General features: G+C 72.0%; 16 protein-coding genes and 2 tRNA genes. 1 reads left to right on the forward strand and 17 read right to left on the reverse strand.

Annotated elements, in window-relative coordinates:
* Positions 1 to 99: 99 nt before the first annotated feature.
* From ACFWB8_RS22360 to ACFWB8_RS22415, 12 genes are all read right to left on the reverse strand, one after another.
* A complete protein-coding gene (locus tag ACFWB8_RS22360; protein ID WP_385229728.1) occupies positions 100 to 1,077 on the reverse strand; it encodes a helix-hairpin-helix domain-containing protein in 978 nt (325 codons plus the stop codon).
* 126 nt (positions 1,078 to 1,203) lie between these two features.
* On the reverse strand, positions 1,204 to 2,049 hold the full coding sequence (locus ACFWB8_RS22365; RefSeq protein ID WP_385229731.1) for a DegV family protein: 846 nt from the start codon (positions 2,047 to 2,049) through the stop codon (positions 1,204 to 1,206).
* 59 nt (positions 2,050 to 2,108) lie between these two features.
* Positions 2,109 to 2,837 (reverse strand): hypothetical protein, encoded by a 729-nt coding sequence (locus tag ACFWB8_RS22370; RefSeq protein ID WP_385229735.1) that lies wholly within the window; start codon positions 2,835 to 2,837, stop codon positions 2,109 to 2,111.
* A gap of 123 nt (positions 2,838 to 2,960) precedes the next feature.
* Positions 2,961 to 5,831 (reverse strand): leucine--tRNA ligase, encoded by a 2,871-nt coding sequence (leuS, locus tag ACFWB8_RS22375; protein ID WP_385229738.1) that lies wholly within the window; start codon positions 5,829 to 5,831, stop codon positions 2,961 to 2,963.
* Positions 5,832 to 6,118: 287 nt separating this feature from the next.
* Positions 6,119 to 6,191, reverse strand: a tRNA-Ala gene (locus ACFWB8_RS22380).
* A gap of 145 nt (positions 6,192 to 6,336) precedes the next feature.
* On the reverse strand, positions 6,337 to 6,570 hold the full coding sequence (locus ACFWB8_RS22385; protein WP_365920427.1) for a hypothetical protein: 234 nt from the start codon (positions 6,568 to 6,570) through the stop codon (positions 6,337 to 6,339).
* A gap of 135 nt (positions 6,571 to 6,705) precedes the next feature.
* Positions 6,706 to 6,778 (reverse strand) — tRNA-Ala (locus ACFWB8_RS22390).
* 100 nt (positions 6,779 to 6,878) lie between these two features.
* Positions 6,879 to 7,535, reverse strand: a complete 657-nt coding sequence (locus tag ACFWB8_RS22395; RefSeq protein ID WP_385229788.1) for a histidine phosphatase family protein — start codon at positions 7,533 to 7,535, stop codon at positions 6,879 to 6,881.
* The gene (gene rsfS / locus ACFWB8_RS22400; protein ID WP_385229742.1) at positions 7,532 to 7,978 is read right to left on the reverse strand and encodes a ribosome silencing factor; all 447 of its coding nucleotides are present in this window, start codon (positions 7,976 to 7,978) and stop codon (positions 7,532 to 7,534) included. The genes ACFWB8_RS22395 and rsfS overlap by 4 nt, the downstream gene beginning before the upstream one ends.
* A gap of 120 nt (positions 7,979 to 8,098) precedes the next feature.
* On the reverse strand, positions 8,099 to 9,814 hold the full coding sequence (locus ACFWB8_RS22405; RefSeq protein ID WP_385229745.1) for an LCP family protein: 1,716 nt from the start codon (positions 9,812 to 9,814) through the stop codon (positions 8,099 to 8,101).
* A gap of 24 nt (positions 9,815 to 9,838) precedes the next feature.
* A complete protein-coding gene (gene nadD / locus ACFWB8_RS22410; RefSeq protein WP_385229748.1) occupies positions 9,839 to 10,456 on the reverse strand; it encodes a nicotinate-nucleotide adenylyltransferase in 618 nt (205 codons plus the stop codon).
* Between the two features lie 66 nt (positions 10,457 to 10,522).
* Entirely contained in the window at positions 10,523 to 10,690 is a 168-nt protein-coding gene (locus ACFWB8_RS22415) for a hypothetical protein (RefSeq protein WP_385229751.1), read from the reverse strand.
* Positions 10,691 to 10,830: 140 nt separating this feature from the next.
* Between ACFWB8_RS22415 and ACFWB8_RS22420 the strand changes: the two genes are divergently transcribed.
* Positions 10,831 to 11,922, forward strand: coding sequence for a M48 family metallopeptidase (locus tag ACFWB8_RS22420; protein ID WP_385229754.1), 1,092 nt, complete (start codon positions 10,831 to 10,833; stop codon positions 11,920 to 11,922).
* On the opposite strand, the gene ACFWB8_RS22425 is transcribed toward ACFWB8_RS22420, so the two are convergent.
* The 5 genes from ACFWB8_RS22425 to proB form a co-directional block, all read right to left on the reverse strand.
* Complete coding sequence (locus tag ACFWB8_RS22425; protein ID WP_385229757.1) at positions 11,906 to 13,045, reverse strand: hypothetical protein; 1,140 nt, start codon at positions 13,043 to 13,045, stop codon at positions 11,906 to 11,908. The genes ACFWB8_RS22420 and ACFWB8_RS22425 overlap by 17 nt on opposite strands.
* Positions 13,046 to 13,116: 71 nt before the next feature.
* The gene (locus ACFWB8_RS22430) at positions 13,117 to 13,665 is read right to left on the reverse strand and encodes a hypothetical protein (protein WP_385229760.1); all 549 of its coding nucleotides are present in this window, start codon (positions 13,663 to 13,665) and stop codon (positions 13,117 to 13,119) included.
* Between the two features lie 77 nt (positions 13,666 to 13,742).
* A complete protein-coding gene (locus tag ACFWB8_RS22435; protein WP_385229763.1) occupies positions 13,743 to 15,026 on the reverse strand; it encodes a glutamate-5-semialdehyde dehydrogenase in 1,284 nt (427 codons plus the stop codon).
* A gap of 66 nt (positions 15,027 to 15,092) precedes the next feature.
* A complete protein-coding gene (locus tag ACFWB8_RS22440; RefSeq protein ID WP_385229791.1) occupies positions 15,093 to 15,482 on the reverse strand; it encodes a hypothetical protein in 390 nt (129 codons plus the stop codon).
* Between the two features lie 96 nt (positions 15,483 to 15,578).
* The gene (proB, locus tag ACFWB8_RS22445; protein ID WP_385229766.1) at positions 15,579 to 16,706 is read right to left on the reverse strand and encodes a glutamate 5-kinase; all 1,128 of its coding nucleotides are present in this window, start codon (positions 16,704 to 16,706) and stop codon (positions 15,579 to 15,581) included.
* Positions 16,707 to 16,736: the final 30 nt, after the last annotated feature.

Below are 16,736 nucleotides of genomic sequence, written 5' to 3' on the forward strand. Positions count from 1 at the left end.
CGGCGGGCGCCTCGAGGGCGAGTGCTGCCGCCGCCCAGGCGGCCAGGGCCGGCGCCACCAGCCGCAGATCCGCCGGGCGCGGCGCACCCTCGGCCCGGCTCACGGCCGCACCAGCTTGCGCAGGTCGGCGAACCGCCGCTCACCGATGCCGTTGACCTGCCGGAGCTCCTCCACCGAGCGGAACCCGCCGCGGGCGGTGCGGAAGTCCACGATGTGCTGCGCGAGCACCGGGCCGACCCCCGGCAGCCGGTCCAGTTGCTCGGCCGTGGCCGTGCCCAGGCTCAACGGCCCCGGACTCGGCCCGCCCACGCCACCCGCCCCACCGGCCGTCCCACCACCGGCCGCCCCACCACTCCCCGCCCCTCCCGCCGGCGGAGCCGGAGCGCCCACCAGCACCTGCTCTCCGTCCACCAGTACCCGGGCCAGATTGAGCCCGGTCGTGTCCGTGCCGGGCCGCACTCCCCCGGCGGCGCTCAGCGCGTCCTCCACCCGCGAACCGGCAGGCAGCCTGCGCACCCCCGGCTCCCGCACCTTCCCGCTGACGTCCACCACGACGGGGGCGCCGACGGCGGCCGGCGCGGATACCGCCACAGAATCCGGCCCCGGCGCCAGTGCCGTGGCCGCGACCGGCGCCGGGGCGACCACCTCGGGCGCGGTCACCGGCTGCGGACGGGCCGACCAGAACTGCTGCGCGGCGAAGCCCACCGCCACGACCAGCACCACGCAGACGGCGGCCACCGTGCGCGGCTCCACCCCGCACCGGACCTGCAACCACACCGGCAGCCGCTCCCGCACCGCGAGCCGCCGCGCGGCCCCGCCGGGCAAGGGACCCTCCGGCCCGGCCGCCTCCACATCCTGAGGAGGCGCGGGCGGCGCCCCCGGCGCTCCCGGCGGCGGCTCGCTGCCGCCGAGCAGCGCCTCCGCGCGACGGCGCACCACCGCGGGCTCGGCACCGTGTCGCCGACGCGCACGCTCGCCACGGCGGCGATGACGCAGTCGGCTGTCGGAGAGCGAGGAGCGCCCGGGGCCACTGGTGGCGCCGGCGAAGGGCTGTGACGTACGCGTTCGAAGAGTCATGCCACGACGGTAGGGCCGCGACCGGCTCCCCGTTCGGAGCCCTCAATTCCGGTGGACAACAGCCCCGTTGTGGATATCCCCGCCACCCGTTCCGGTGATCGCTGATCAGCGATCAGCGATCAGCGATCAGCGGGGTGAGACGACCGCCGCCAGCAGCCCCGGTCCGGTGTGCGCGCCGATCACCGCACCCACCTCGCTGACGTGCATCTCGACCAGTCCCGGGATCCGCTCGCGAAGCCGCTGCGCGAGCTTCTCGGCACGTTCCGGAGCCGCCAGGTGGTGCACGGCCACGTCCACGGCACCGGACCCGGCGCGCTCGACGGCCAGCTCCTCCAGGCGCGCGATGGCCTTCGAGGCCGTCCGCACCTTCTCCAGCATCTCGATCCGTCCGCCCTCCAGCGTCAGCAGCGGCTTGAACGCGAGCGCTGAACCGAGGAGGGCCTGCGCGGCCCCGATGCGGCCGCCGCGGCGGAGGTACTCGAGCGTATCGACGTAGAAATACGCGGACATGCCCGCCGCCCGCTTCTCGGCCGCGGCCACGGCCTCGTCCACGGAGCCGTCGGCCTCGGACACCTCGGCGGCGGCCAGGGCGCAGAAGCCGAGGGCCATCGCGACCATGCCGGTGTCGACGACGCGGACGGGGATCGAAGCGGTCTTCGCGGCGAGCACGGCGGCGTCGTACGTGCCCGAGAACTCGGCGGACAGGTGCAGGCTGACGATGCCGGTCGCGCCCGCGTCGGCGGCCGCCCGGTAGGCCCGCACGAACTCCTCGGGGCTGGGGCGCGACGTGGTGACCGAGCGGCGCTTCTGCAGGGCCAGGGCGAGGCTGCGGGCCGAGATCTCGGTGCCCTCTTCGAGGGCCTCGTCGCCGAGCACCACGGTCAGCGGAACGGAGGTGATTCCGTGCCGCGACATGGCCGGGTGGGGCAGGTAGGCCGTGGAATCGGTGACGATCGCGACATGGCGGGACATGAGCCGGAGGGTACCGCCAGTGGCGTTGGTCCGGCAGCTCGGGGCCCTCGGCGAGCCCTTCAGGTCGTGGTCTCCGGGCGGGCCGACTTCTGCCACGGGTACGGGGAGGCCGGGGGCGCCTGGTGCAACGCGGCCGGCTGCTGCTGCGGCGTCTGCGCCCCGCCGGCCACCCCGCCGGGCTCGGTCGCGCCCCAGCCACCGCCCGAGGCCGCAGCCGCGGCCGAGAGGTCGTCCACCGACGCGCGGGACCAGTCCCGCAGCGCGCCCGACTCGACCTCGATCTGCTCCGACAGCGCCGACAGATCGTCCTGCGCGAACCGCCGGGCCCGGTCGCGCGCGGCCCAGCGCAGCGAGTCCGCAGCCTGCGTGATCTTCGCGGTGCGCTCCCGCAGGTCAGGCAGGCTCTCGGCGGTCCGCTTGCGGTCCGGCTCCTGCTCCAGCCGCTTGAGCTCGTCGTCCAGCTCGTGCCCGTGCGCGCTCAGCCGCGCGAACAGGCCGATCGACTCCTTGAGCGAGGCGTCCGTCCGGACACCCTCCTCCAGCGCCTGCTGCGTGGCCCGCATCGACGTCCGCAGGTCCAGCCGCAGCTGCGCCAGCGCCGCCGTGACCCCGACCTGCCCGAAGCTCTTGGCCCTCAGCGTGGTGTCCTCCACGGTGCGGCGGGCCTGCGTGATCGTCCGGTCCACACCGCGCCTCGCCGCCCCCACCACCTTGGCGGTCACGTACACGCCCAGGCCCAGGAAGGCGAAAAACATCAGCATCACGAAGATGATCAGCGCGGCCTCCATGAGTGTTCCTTCCCCAGTCCCCAGCCAGCCTGTTTTTGCGTCCCCTCCACCGTAAACGCCACGGGCAGGCTGGGGGTTCCAAACGAACCCCCAACCTGCCCGTACGGGATAACCCCTACGACGTCAGACGACGATGTTCACCAGCTTCGGCGCGCGCACGATCACCTTGCGGATCTCCGCACCGCCCAGCGCCGCCACGACCGCCTCGTCGGCCAGCGCCAGCTGCTCCAGGTCCGCGTCGGAGATCGTCGGCGGCACCTCCAGGCGCGCCTTGACCTTGCCCTTGACCTGGACGACGCAGGTGACGCTCTCGTCCACGACGTACGCCGGGTCCGCGACCGGGAAGTCCTGGTGGACGACCGAGGCGGTGTGCCCCAGCCGGCTCCACAGTTCCTCCGCGATGTGCGGGGCCAGCGGGGCGACCAGCAGCACCAGCCGCTCCGCGACCGAGCGCTCCAGCGGTCGGCCCGCCTTCGTCAGGGCGTTGTTCAGCTCGGTGATCTTCGCGATGGCGGTGTTGAACCGCAGCCCCGCCATGTCGGCGCCGGCCCCGTCGATCGCCTTGTGCAGCGCGCGCAGGGTGTCCTCGCCCGGCTCGCCGTCCACGACGGTGACCGCGCCGGTCTCCTCGTCGACGATGTTGCGCCACAGCCGCTGCAGCAGCCGGTACTGGCCGACCACCGCACGGGTGTCCCACGGACGCGAGACGTCCAGCGGGCCCATGGCCATCTCGTACAGACGCAGGGTGTCCGCGCCGTACTCCTCGCAGATCTCGTCCGGCGTGACGGCGTTCTTCAGGGACTTGCCCATCTTGCCGTGCTCGCGCTTGACGGGCTCGCCCTGGTGGAAGTAGCCGCCGTCGCGCTCCTCGACCTCGGCCGCCGGGACGTACACACCGCGCGAGTCGGTGTAGGCGTACGCCTGGATCATGCCCTGGTTGAACAGCTTGTGGAACGGCTCGGCCGACGAGACGTGCCCCAGGTCGAACAGCACCTTCGACCAGAAGCGCGCGTACAGCAGGTGCAGCACCGCGTGCTCGGCGCCGCCCACGTACAGGTCGACACCGCCGTGCGGCGCGCCCTCGCGCGGACCCATCCAGTACTGCTCGATGGCCGGGTCCACCAGGGCCGAGGCGTTGTTCGGGTCCAGGTAGCGCAGCTCGTACCAGCAGGAACCGGCCCAGTTGGGCATGGTGTTGGTCTCGCGGCGGAAGGAGCGCACGCCGCGCCCGTCGCCCAGGTCCAGCTCGACGTTGACCCACGCCTCGTTGCGCGACAGCGGGGTCTCCGGCTTCGACTTCGCGTCGTCCGGCTCGAAGGTGCGCGGCGAGTAGTCCTCGACCTCCGGCAGCTCCAGCGGCAGCATCGACTCGGGCAGCGCGTGCGCGATGCCGTCCTCGTCGTAGACGATCGGGAAGGGCTCGCCCCAGTAGCGCTGCCGGCTGAACAGCCAGTCGCGCAGGCGGAAGTTGACCGTGCCCTCGCCGATGCCGCGCTCGGACAGCCAGTCGGTGATCGCGGCCTTCGCCTCGACGACGCCCATGCCGTCCAGCGAGATGCCCTCGTTCGAGGAGTTGACCAGCTCGGCGTCGTACGAGACGAAGGCGTCGTCCCAGGTCGACGGGTCGGTGCCGCGCTCGTCCGACGGCTGGACGACGCAGCGCATCGGCAGCTCGAAGGCCCGCGCGAACTCGAAGTCACGGCTGTCGTGCGCCGGGACCGCCATGATCGCGCCGGTGCCGTAGCCCATCAGCACGTAGTCGGCGATGAAGACCGGGACCTTCGCGCCGCTGACCGGGTTGACCGCGTACTCACCGGTGAAGACACCGGTCTTGTCCTTGGCCTCGGCCTGCCGCTCGACGTCCGACTTCGACGCGGCCTGCTTGCGGTACGCCGCGACGGCCTCGGCCGGGGTGGCGTGCCCGCCGGTCCACGCCTCGTGGGTGCCCTCGGGCCAGGCGGCCGGGATGAACTTCTCGACCAGCGGGTGCTCGGGCGCCAGGACCATGTAGGTCGCGCCGAACAGGGTGTCGGGGCGGGTGGTGAAGACGGTGATCGCCTCGTCGCCCAGCGCGAAGTCGACGCGCGCGCCCTCGCTGCGGCCGATCCAGTTCCGCTGCTGCAGCTTGATGGCCTCGGGCCAGTCCAGCGCGTCCAGGTCGTCCAGCAGGCGGTCCGCGTAGGCGGTGATCCGCATGTTCCACTGGCTCAGCCGCGACTTGTAGACCGGGAAGTTGCCGCGCTCGGAGCGGCCGTCGGCGGTGACCTCCTCGTTGGCCAGGACGGTGCCCAGCCCGGGGCACCAGTTCACCGGCGCGTCCGAGGCGTACGCCAGCCGGTACTCGTTCAGTACGTCGGCCCGCTCGCCCGCGGTCAGCCCCGCCCAGGAAGCGCCGCCGGGCACCTCACGGGAGCCGTCCTCGAAGGCGGCGACCAGCTCGGCGATCGGCCGGGCCTTCTGCGCGTCCGCGTCGTACCAGGAGTTGTAGATCTGCAGGAAGATCCACTGGGTCCACTTGTAGTAGTCCGGGTCGATCGTCGCGAACGACCGGCGCTTGTCGTGGCCCAGGCCCAGCCGGCGCAGCTGGACCTTCATGTTCTCGATGTTCGCCTCGGTCGACACGCGCGGGTGCGTGCCGGTCTGCACGGCGTACTGCTCGGCCGGCAGTCCGAAGGCGTCGAAGCCCAGGGTGTGCAGGACGTTGTGGCCGCTCATCCGCTGGTGGCGGGCGAAGACGTCGGTGGCGATGTACCCGAGCGGGTGGCCGACGTGCAGCCCCGCGCCGGACGGGTAGGGGAACATGTCCATGATGAACTTCTTGGGCCGCGCGACGACGGCCGGGTCACCGGCCAGGTCACCGGTCGGGTTCGGGGCCTCGTACGTGCCCTGCGCGTCCCATACGTCCTGCCAGCGTGCCTCGATGTCGGCGGCCATGGCAGCCGTGTAGCGGTGCGCCTCGGCCGCCTCGGGGGCCGGGGTGTTCGTCTCGCTCATGATTTCTGAAGCTCCATCGATCGTCTCTGCCGTCTCTGCCTGCCCAAACGAAAAAACCCCTCGCACAGGAGGGGACGCCGCGCCGATGCCGACCTCTCGTGGGGTCGGTACTGATCAGCGCGGCTCGGTAAGCAGAAGGCGTACGGCACGCATGGCGTCAGGGTACCGCAGCGGCCCCCACGGGCGCTCGGCCGTCCACACGGCGGGCACACCGAGAAGCGGCCACAACGAGAAGCGGCCACAACGAGAAGCGGGCTACCCGATCCGGGTGGCCCGCTTCTTCACTGTGGAGCTATGGAGAATTGAACTCCAGACCTCCTGCATGCCATGCAGGCGCTCTACCAACTGAGCTATAGCCCCTTGTCTTGCCCTGCCGCTGCGGCTCTCCGTTTCCGGTTCCCCTTGGCGACGTCCCAAACATTACACGGTCATGGCCCTGGTCCAAAAATCGGTTTCCGTCGACCTCGGGCCCTGTCCGATTCAGGATGGTTCGTCAGCTTGAGCGTCAGGCTCGCGCGAACTGGTAGAACCGCTTGAGCGTGCAGTGCTCGTCGAGGAGGCGCCCATAGATCGGCTCGCCCTCCAGCTCGCGGTACGTCTCGATCGGGTCGCCTTTTATGATCAGCGCCCGCGCGCATTCCTCGCACCAGTACTGGTAGTCGGAGTTGATCGGGTCCATGTCCCGCACGATCGGCGTGCCGTTGTTGCACCAGTCGCACCGCCGCCGGTGTGCACCCATCCGTCAGCGACTCCCTCCCGCGTCGGGCCGTCGTGTCCCCCTCCGGCCGTCCGATTCTGCCATGCCGGTGCGCGGCTGGTCAGCAAGGGACAAAAGCAAGGATCCCGCCCCCTGTTGGGGACGGGATCCTGATTGTGGAGCTATGGAGAATTGAACTCCAGACCTCCTGCATGCCATGCAGGCGCTCTACCAACTGAGCTATAGCCCCGCTCTCCGCCGCGCTCCCCCCGTTTCCGGTGTTCTGCGCTGCGAACAAGAAGAACTCTAGCCTGTGACCAGCCGGAAAGTGAAATCCGGGTGCGGAGCGCTCAGTCGTCGTCGCCGAGCACCGGTTCCGGCAGCGTGCCGGCGTTGTGCTCCATCAGCCGCCAGCCGCGCGCGCCCTCGCCGAGCACGGACCAGCAGCAGTTCGAGAGCCCGCCCAGGCTCTCCCAGTGGTGCGAGTCCAGGCCCAGCAGGCGGCCGATCGTCGTACGGATCGCGCCGCCGTGGCTCACCACCACGAGCGTGCCGCTCTCCGGCAGCCGGTCCGCGTGCGACAGCACCACCGGCGCCGCCCGGTCGGCGACCTCGGTCTCCAGCTCCCCGCCGCCTCGGCGCACCGGCTCGCCGCGCTTCCACGCCGCGTACTGCTCGCCGTACTTCTTGACGATCTCGTCGTGCGTGAGGCCCTGCCACTCGCCGGCGTACGTCTCGCGCAGCGCCGCGCTGTGCGTCACCGGCAGACCCGTGACGGCGGCCAGCTCGGCAGCCGTGGCGGAGGCCCGCCGCAGGTCGGAGGCGATGATCGTGTCGGGCTTCAGCGAGGCGAGCAGCCGGGCGGCGCGGCGCGCCTGCGCCACACCGGTCTGGGTCAGCTCGATGTCCGTAGAGCCCTGGAAGCGCCGCTCCAGGTTCCACGCGGTCTGGCCGTGCCGCCACAGGACGATCTTCCGGCCGGTCTTGCCCGAGGGGGTCGTGCTCAGAACAGATCACCGTCCAGTTCGTCGTCGCCCGCCGCCTCACGCAGCTTCGCGTGCTCCTCCGCCTTGCCCTTGGTGAGCTTGGCGTCCTCGGGCAGGTCGATCTCGGGGCAGTCCTTCCACAGGCGCTCCAGCGCGTAGAAGACCCGCTCCTCGCTGTGCTGCACGTGGACGACGATGTCGATGTAGTCGAGCAGGATCCAGCGCGCGTCGCGGTCGCCCTCGCGGCGTACCGGCTTGGCGCCGAGCTCCTTGAGCAGGCGCTCCTCGATCTCGTCGACGATCGACTTGACCTGGCGGTCGTTGGGCGCCGAGGCGAGCAGGAAGGCGTCGGTGATCGACAGCACGTCGCTGACGTCGTACGCGATGATGTCGTGCGCGAGCCGGTCGGCCGCGGCCTGGGCGGCGGCGGTGATGAGCTCGATGGAGCGGTCCGTGGCGGTCACTGGCCATGCTTTCGGGTTGGCGGGCAGATCCATACAAGGGTCTCATGTACCGCCGACACCGCCCGCGCGGAACGTCCCGCGCGGGCGGATCCCCACCTCGGAGCCCTGACCGGGCACGGCTCAGGACGTCTTGTAGTCCTTGCCCAGCGTCACCACGATGTCCGCGTTGACCGTGTTCTCGCCCTTCTTCACGACCGTCTCGGGCAGCCCCAGCGTCTTGGCGACCTCGATCGCCTTGTCCCGCTGCGCGTCGTCCTGGTACGTGATCTGCGACGCGGGAGCGGTCTTGTCCGCCTTGCCGCCGTCGACCAGGGTGTAGCCGCCGTTGAGCAGCGCCGCCCTACCCGCGTTCTGGGCCTTGTCGTCGCCGGTGGCGTCCTTGAAGCCGACCCGCGGGGCGGCGCCCGCCTGCGCCGCCGTGAAGGAGCCGCCGAGCACCTCCTTGACGACCTTCTTGTTGGCCTCGTCCGTCAGGCCGCCGTCGGGCTTCACCGTGAGGACGTCGGTGCGGTACGCGCCCACCTTGGCGTGCTCGCCGAGCCTGGCCAGCAGGGCGCCGAGGGTCTGCGCGTTCAGCGCCGGGTCCAGGATCTGGCCGATGCTCTCGACCGTCATCGTCGCGGACTTCGGGTCCCCGGGAACCTTGCGCAGGACGGCGTACAGCACCTTGCCCAGCCGCTCCAGCTGCTTGGCCTCCGGTTCGCCCTGGCCGCGGTACGTGGCGTAGGCGACCGCCATCGCGCCGCTGAGGCTCTGCTTCTGGCCCTGGGCCACGGCCGGGGCCTTGACCGCGTCGTCCGCGGGGACGGCGGCGTCGGTGTCGACCTCGATGCCGCCGACCAGCTCGACGAGGCTCTCCAGGAAGGGGGTGTCCAGGCGCCAGGTGCCGCCGATGTGCGTGCCGAGCACCGTGTCGAGGGATTCGCGCACGCCGAGGCCGCCCTCCTCGACCGTCTTGCCGAGGCCCGCGGCGCTGCCGTCGTCCTTGGGGACGTTCAGCGTGTTGGGCACCAGGACGGTGGCGCCCTGCTTGGTGGTGACGTTGTCGACGAGCAGCGCCGTGGAGGTGCCGCCCTTCTTGGTGTTGTGCACGTGCACGACGATCATGTCGCGCTTCTGCGGTCCGGTGGCGGCCGCGGTGTTCTGCGACTTTCCGGGTCCGTCCAGGAAGGGCAGCTTGCCGGCGTACCAGAGGTAGCCGAGGCCTGCGACGACGAAGACGGCGAGCGCGACGATCAGCGCGACCACGCGGTTGCGGCCGCGGCGGCGGGCCTCCTCGCGGCGCTCGGTCCGGCTCTCGGTGAAGGCGAGCCAGTCGATGACGTCCTCGGAGTCCTCGTCCGGCTGGTCGATGAAGGCGAACTGCTCCGTCTGGTACCCGTCGGGCTGCTGCCCGGAGGCGGCGCCGGGGCGGCGGGGCTCGGGGACCTGCGCCCCGGCCGGGCGGTACCCGGGCTCCGAATCCGGCTCCGGTTCGGCCGCGGGGGCCCGGGACGGGGCCTGCGCGTGGGCCTCCGGGGCGGCCTGCTGCGGGATCCACTGCTGCGCGGCCTGCGTGTCGTAGCCGTACGCGGGGGCCTGGGCGTAGTCCTGCTGCGGCTGCTGCGGGTAGTACTGCTGCTGCTGCGGCTGCTGTCCGTACGCCTGGTAGCCGTACCCGCCGTACGGCTGCTGCTGCTCGTAGCCCTGCTGCTCGTAACTCTGGGCAGGGGCGGGGGCCGGCTGCGCGGGCGCCTGGCTGTACACCGGCCGCCCGTACGCGTCGTAGCCGATGAGCTGCTGCTCCTGGGCTGCGTGCGGATCGTACGGGTCGTACGGCTCCTGTCGGTCGTTCACCGCGGGGCCCCTCTCTCCGGAAGCTCAGGCTCCCCGGTACAGCTCACGCTTGTCGATGTAGCGCACCACGCCGTCCGGAACCAAATACCAGACAGGATCCCCCTTGGCGACCCGAGCGCGGCAGTCCGTTGACGAGATCGCCAGCGCGGGCACCTCCACGAGGGAGACGCCGCCCTCGGGCAGGCCGTCGTCGGTCAGGACGTGGCCCGGCCGGGTGACGCCGATGAAATGGGCGAGGGCGAAGAGCTCCTCGGCGTTTCGCCAGGTCAGGATCTGTGCGAGGGCGTCGGCGCCGGTGATGAAGAACAGGTCGGCGTCGTCGTTGAGGGCGCTCAGGTCCCGCAGGGTGTCGATCGTGTACGTCGGCCCGCCGCGGTCGATGTCGATGCGGCTCACCGAGAACTGCGGGTTCGAGGCGGTCGCGATGACCGTCATCAGGTAGCGGTCCTCGGCGGGCGACACGGCCCGCTGCGACTTCTGCCACGGCTCGCCGGTCGGTACGAACACCACCTCGTCGAGGTGGAACAGCGCGGCCACTTCACTGGCGGCCACCAGGTGTCCGTGGTGGATCGGGTCGAATGTCCCGCCCATCACGCCGAGCCGGCGCTTGACCGGGCCGGTAGGCACTTCCTGCTCTCCCATGAGCGCAGAGCCTACTGGCCCGGTGGAGCGGTCCGGACCCGCATTCGAGCGCGTGCGCGAGGTGATCTAGCGGTCGCGGTTCAGGCGCGTGGTGACCCACAGCAGCAGGAGCAGGATGCCGAACGCAGCGCCACCGGTCAGGAAGGGGTTGAGGCTGTCGTGGTTGCCGCCGTGCTGCTCGGCCCCTTCCGAGGCGAGGACGACCAGGCTGTGGGCGGTGGTGGCGAGGCTCATCAGGCAGGTACCTATCGAGTCGGGGAGCGGGCGGAGATTTCGCTCACATCGTATGCGGGGGCCTGGGGCACGCTCACGTCGACTCAGGCGTTGGAGAGGATAGACGCACAGGCTGGAAGTCAGATCGAGGGGGAGGCGCTATGACGGACACGGGATTCGATAAGGCACCGGCGCGGGACCGCAGGAGGTTCCCCGGGATTTCCTCGCGGGCCTACGAACACCCGGCGGACCGCTCGGCGCTGGTGGCGCTGCGCAAGCTGACCGGGTTCGACACGGTCTTCAAGGCGCTGAGCGGGCTCCTGCCGGAGCGGAGCCTGCGGCTGCTGTTCCTGTCGGACTCCGTCCGGGTGGGCGAGACGCAGTTCCCGCACCTGTACGCGATGCTGCGCGACGCCTGTTACATCCTGGACCTGGAGAAGGTCCCGCAGATGTACGTGCAGCAGGACCCGAAGCCGAATGCGATGTGCATCGGGCTGGACGAGCCGATCATCGTGGTGACGACGGGCCTCGTCGAGCTGCTCGACGAGGAGGAGATGCGGGCGGTGGTGGGCCACGAGGTGGGCCACGCGCTGTCGGGGCACTCCGTGTACCGCACGATCCTGCTGTTCCTGACGAATCTCGCGCTGAAGGTGGCGTGGATCCCGCTGGGCACCATGGCGATTCATGCGATCGTGACCGGGCTGCGGGAGTGGTTCCGCAAGTCGGAGCTCTCGGCGGACCGGGCGGGGCTGCTGGTGGGGCAGGACGTCAATGCCTCGATGCGGGGGCTGATGAAGATGGCGGGCGGCAACCACCTCCACGAGATGAATGTGGACGCCTTCCTCGCCCAGGCCCAGGAGTACGAGGAGGGCGGTGACCTGCGCGACTCCGTGCTGAAGATCCTCAACATGCTGCCCCGTACGCACCCCTTCACGACGGTGCGGGCGGCCGAGCTGAAGAAGTGGTCGCAGAGCCGGGACCACCAGCGGATCATGGACGGCCACTACCCGCGGCGGGACGAGGACAAGGACACCTCGGTGACCGACTCCTTCCGTCAGTCGGCCGCGCACTACGCCGACTCGGTGCGCACCAGCAAGGATCCGCTGATGAAGCTGGTCGGCGACATCGCCGGCGGCGCGGGCGACCTGGGCGGCAAGCTCCGCGACAAGTTCACGGGGGCTGCCGGGACCGGCGGGGCCGCGGCGGACAAGGACCAGGGCACGGCCAGGGGCGGGTCTACGGAGCAGGGCTGAGGCTCTGCTCGGCGGCGGGCGTCGCCAGTACGCCGCACAGCCCGGCCGCCCGGCGGGGATGGCCGCTGTCGTACGGGTCGCTCGCGGCCGGGCCGACCGTGGTCGGCCCGGCGCCGGCCGTCAGCGGGCGGAAGCCCGCGGCGGGGTCGGCGGAGCAGTCCTGCGGGCCGGCCATCACGTAGGCCGAGGCGAGCTCCGCGCGCCGGGCCGTGAGGTCCTCGCGGTCGAAGCGCAGCCTCAGCTCGCGGCGGACGGTGAAGAGCGAGGCGCCGTCGGCCGCGGTCGGCGGACCGGCGGCCGGGCGCACCGCGTAGACGAAGGTGTGGTCGGTGGTTACCTCCAGCACCTCCGGGCTCACCTCCAGGGCGGCGAGGGTGCCGCTGACCCGGACCCGGGAGTCGGCCACGACGGCGGCGCCCGGGTCGAAGCGGACCAGCCAGCCGGTGGCGGCGTGCCGGCCGTCGCCGGAGGGCGAGAGCATGCTGCGGTCGAACTGCGCCAGCTGGTCGGGGTCGAGCAGGACCCGCACCGGCCGGGAGGCGCTGCCGGACAGGACGTCCGGGTCCAGGGAGGACTGCACCAGGTAGTCCTTGGCGACGGTCAGCGCGGCCAGGACCTGGCTCTCGGTGAAGTGCTGGGTGCGGCGCACGGCGGGCAGGCTGATCCCGGCCGCGCCGACGCGGTACTGCGCGGCCGGACTCTTCGCGTACAGGTCGACCGGGCGGCCGCCGGGGACGGCCTCGGTGGGCGCCAGCGGCACGACGGTGCTGCTGAGGGGCTCGGCGTGGCCGCCGACGGGTGGCACGTAGGGGTTGCGCAGGCCCATGTAGACGGCGGCGGCGAAGGCCGCGGCGATGAGCAGCACGAGCAGCATGCCCTGCCGGGCGCCGCGGCCGGGGCTGCCGGTGCGGGAGCCCGCGTACCCGCCGGCCCAGATGGAGCGGCTGCGTACGGCGCGGGAGTGCCCGCCCATGCGTTCCTGCGCGGAGAACTCCTGGATGCGGGCAGCCCGGACGAAGTCCTCGTCGAACACCACCGACCGGTACTCGTCCGCCCGGAACTCGTCGTCGCCCCCGCCGATGCCGTCGGGGGTGCCGTTGGGTGGATCTCCTGGCTTGGCCATCGCTTCTCCCCGCTGTCCCCGCTTCAGAGAAGCCCCCTGCTCCGGCGAAAAAAGGGAGTGGGGTCGTACCTTCAGGGTTGGCGGCCGACGGGATGCGTAAACGCGCCGACGTCGGCGACTTCGCCCATCGGGGTGCTGGCGGGTACGGGCGCCGGGTCGGCGTCGGCGGCCGCGCTGCGGTAGACGGCGCTGAAGGCGAGGGCCACCATGCCCAGGCCCATCACGAAGGCGAGCACCCAGGCCACCGGGCGCAGCCACGGGGAGCGGCCGCGGTAGGGGCGCAGGCTGCCGCCGTAGGCCCCGTACGGGCCTTCCGCATAGCCGGAGCCGTAGCCGTGCTCCCAGCCCGGTTCCTCGGAGCCGTAGCCGTCGGGGGGGCCGTAGCCGTAGTCCTCGTCGCCCTGCCAGCCCCCGGCGACGGCTGCGCGGGCGGCTTCGGCCTCCGCGCGCGCCCGGTCGGCGGCCCGCTGGCGCTCCAGGGCGCTCGGTTCATGGATCTCTGCGTTCCGGACGAAGTCCTCGTCGAACACCACGGAGGCGAAGTCCTTGTCCGCGCCTCCGCGGTCGTCGTCGGGCTCCCCGTCGTCCGGGAACGGCTTGCCCCCCACGTCGTCCGGCACAGGACCAGCGTAGACCTGGGGGGCGGGTTTGGGCAGGGCAGGTGCAGAAATCCGGCCACACGGTGTCCCGGGCCGGATTACCGAACGTGACCGTCGCCGGTGACGATGTACTTGGTCGAGGTGAGCTCCGGAAGGCCCATGGGGCCCCGGGCGTGCAGCTTCTGGGTGGAGATTCCGATCTCCGCGCCGAAGCCGAACTGGCCACCGTCCGTGAACCGGGTGGACGCATTCACGGCGACCGTGGTCGAGTCGACCAGCTGGGTGAAGCGGCGCGCGGCGGCCTGCGAGGTGGTCACGATCGCCTCGGTGTGGCCGGAGGTCCAGCGGCGGATGTGGGCGACGGCGTCGTCCAGGGACTCCACGACGGCGGCCGCGATGTCGTACGAGAGGTACTCGGCGGCCCAGTCCTCGTCGGTGGCGGGCAGGGCGGTGGCCTTGGTGCCCTCGGCGGCGGCGAGCACCCGGGCGTCGCCGTGGACGGTCACTCCGGCGTCGGCGAGCGCGTCGAGGGCGAGCGGCAGGAAGGCGTCGGCGATGTCGCGGTGGACGAGGAGCGTCTCGGCGGAGTTGCAGACGGAGGGCCGCTGGGCCTTGGAGTTGACGAGGATGTCCACGGCCATGGCCAGGTCGGCCTGGGCATCGACGTAGACGTGGCAGTTGCCGGTACCGGTCTCGATGACCGGGACGATGGACTCCTCGACCACGGTCTTGATGAGGGAGGCGCCGCCGCGCGGGATGAGCACGTCGACGAGGCCGCGGGCGCGCATCAGCTCGCGGACGGAGTCGCGGGACTCGCCGGGGACCAGCTGGATCGCGTCGGCGGGCAGCCCGGCGCTCTCGATGGCGTCGCGCAGGATGGCGACCAGCGCCGTGTTCGAGGCGTACGCGGAGGAGCTGCCGCGGAGCAGGACCGCATTGCCGGACTTCAGGCAGAGGGCGGCGGCGTCGACGGTGACGTTGGGGCGGGCTTCGTAGATGATGCCGACGACGCCGAGGGGGACACGGATCTGGCGGAGGTCGATCCCGTTGGGGAGGGTGGAGCCGCGGACGACCTCGCCGACGGGGTCGGGGAGGGCGGCGACGTCCCGTACGTCGGAGGCGATGGCCGCGACGCGCTCGGGGGTGAGGGTGAGTCGGTCGATGACGGTCTCGCTGGTGCCGGCCGCGCGGGCCTTGGCCGTGTCGGTGGCGTTGGCCTCGACGACCTCGGCCGTACGGGCCTCCAGCGCGTCCGCGATGGCCAGCAGGGCCGCGTCCTTGGCGGACCGCGGCAGGGGGGCGATGGCGGCGGCCGCCGTGCGGGCGGCTCGCGCCGTGGCGAGTACGGGTGAGGCGGCGGTGGCGTCGTCGGGCGAGGTCATGCCGCCAGGGTAATCCCCGTCCCGCCCCCGCCCGGCGGGGGTTCCACCTCCCGGGACGCCCCCGGCCTAGTACGGGTGGACGCCCACGGGGTGGGCCGGGGGCGGGCCGTAGCCCTCGGCCACGCGCTGGTGGTAGGTGGCGCGGTCGATGACCTCCAGGCCGACGATCTCCCAGGGCGGGAGCTGCGCCGAGGAGCGGTGTTCACCCCACAGCCGCAGGGCGACGGCGGCCGCGTCGTGGAGGTCCCGGGCCTCTTCCCAGTAGCGGATCTCCGCATGGTCGTCGGCATACCGGCTGGTCAGCAGGAAAGGGTGGTCGTGGGCCAGCTGCTCCAGCCCGCGCCGGACCTCGGACAGCGGAGCCGGCCTGCCGGAGACGCTCAGGGTCACGTGCCAGAGGCGGGAGGAGTCGTCCTGCCCGTCTCCGCCACCGCCCCCCGTACCGACGCTGGTCAGCGCTCGTCTCACCAGCCGCCTCCTGTCTGCACCACGCGTGTCCGCCCCTCACAGTTGACCAGTCCCCGGCGCACCGTGCGGCGGTTTTACGGAACCTCAGCCCTGCAGCAGGACCAGATCGTCACGGTGGACGACCTCCCGCTCGTACGCGGGTCCGAGTTCCCGCGCGAGCTCTCGGGTGGAGCGGCCGAGGAGCTGCGGGAGCTCCTTGGCGTCGAAGTTGACCAGGCCCCGGGCCACGGCCCGGCCGTCGGGGGCCCGCAGTTCCACGGGGTCCCCCGCGACGAAGTCGCCCTCGACGGCGGCGATGCCGGCCGGCAGCAGCGAGCTGCCGCGCTCGGTGACCGCGCGCACCGCCCCGTCGTCCAGTACGAGGTGCCCCTGCGGGGTCGAAGCGTGCTGGAGCCACAGCAGCCGGTCCGCGGAGCGGCGGCCCGTGGCGTGGAAGTGCGTACCGGTGCGGCGCCCGGCCAGTGCGTCGGCCGCCTGGCTGGCCGAGGTCAGGACGACCGGAATGCCGGCGGCCGCCGCGATGCGCGCCGCCTCGACCTTGGTGACCATGCCGCCGGTGCCGACGCCCGCCTTGCCGGCGCTGCCGATCGAGACGTGCGCGATGTCCTCGGGGCCGCGCACCTCGTCGATGCGGGTGGTGCCGGGCAGGGACGGGTCGCCGTCGTAGAGGCCGTCCACGTCGGACAGCAGGACGAGGAGGTCGGCCCGGACCAGGTGGGCCACCAGGGCCGCGAGCCGGTCGTTGTCGCCGAAGCGGATCTCGTCCGTGGCGACGGTGTCGTTCTCGTTGACCACGGGCAGCGCGCCCATGGCGAGGAGCTGGTCGAGCGTCCGGTAGGCGTTGCGGTAGTGGGCGCGCCGGCTGGTGTCGTCGGTGGTCAGCAGCACCTGCCCGACGCGGACTCCGTACCGGGCGAAGGAGGCGGTGTAACGGGCGACGAGCAGGCCTTGGCCGACGCTCGCGGCGGCCTGCTGCCGGGCCAGGTCCTTGGGGCGGCGGCGCAGTCCGAGCGGGGACAGTCCGGCGGCGATGGCGCCGCTGGAGACCAGGACGATCTCCTTCTCGCCGCCGCTGCGGGCCTTGGCCAGTACGTCGACCAGCGCGTCCACCCGGTCGGCGTCGAGCCCGCCGGCCGCCGTGGTCAGGGAGGAGGAGCCGACCTTGACCACGATCCTGCGGGCGTCCACGACACCCTGCCTAGCCGCTGACACGTCTTTCCCCTTGCCCCTTGCCGGATGCCC

The organism is Streptomyces sp. NPDC060031 (genome assembly GCF_042736805.1).
Classification (GTDB): Bacteria; Actinomycetota; Actinomycetes; order Streptomycetales; family Streptomycetaceae; genus Streptomyces.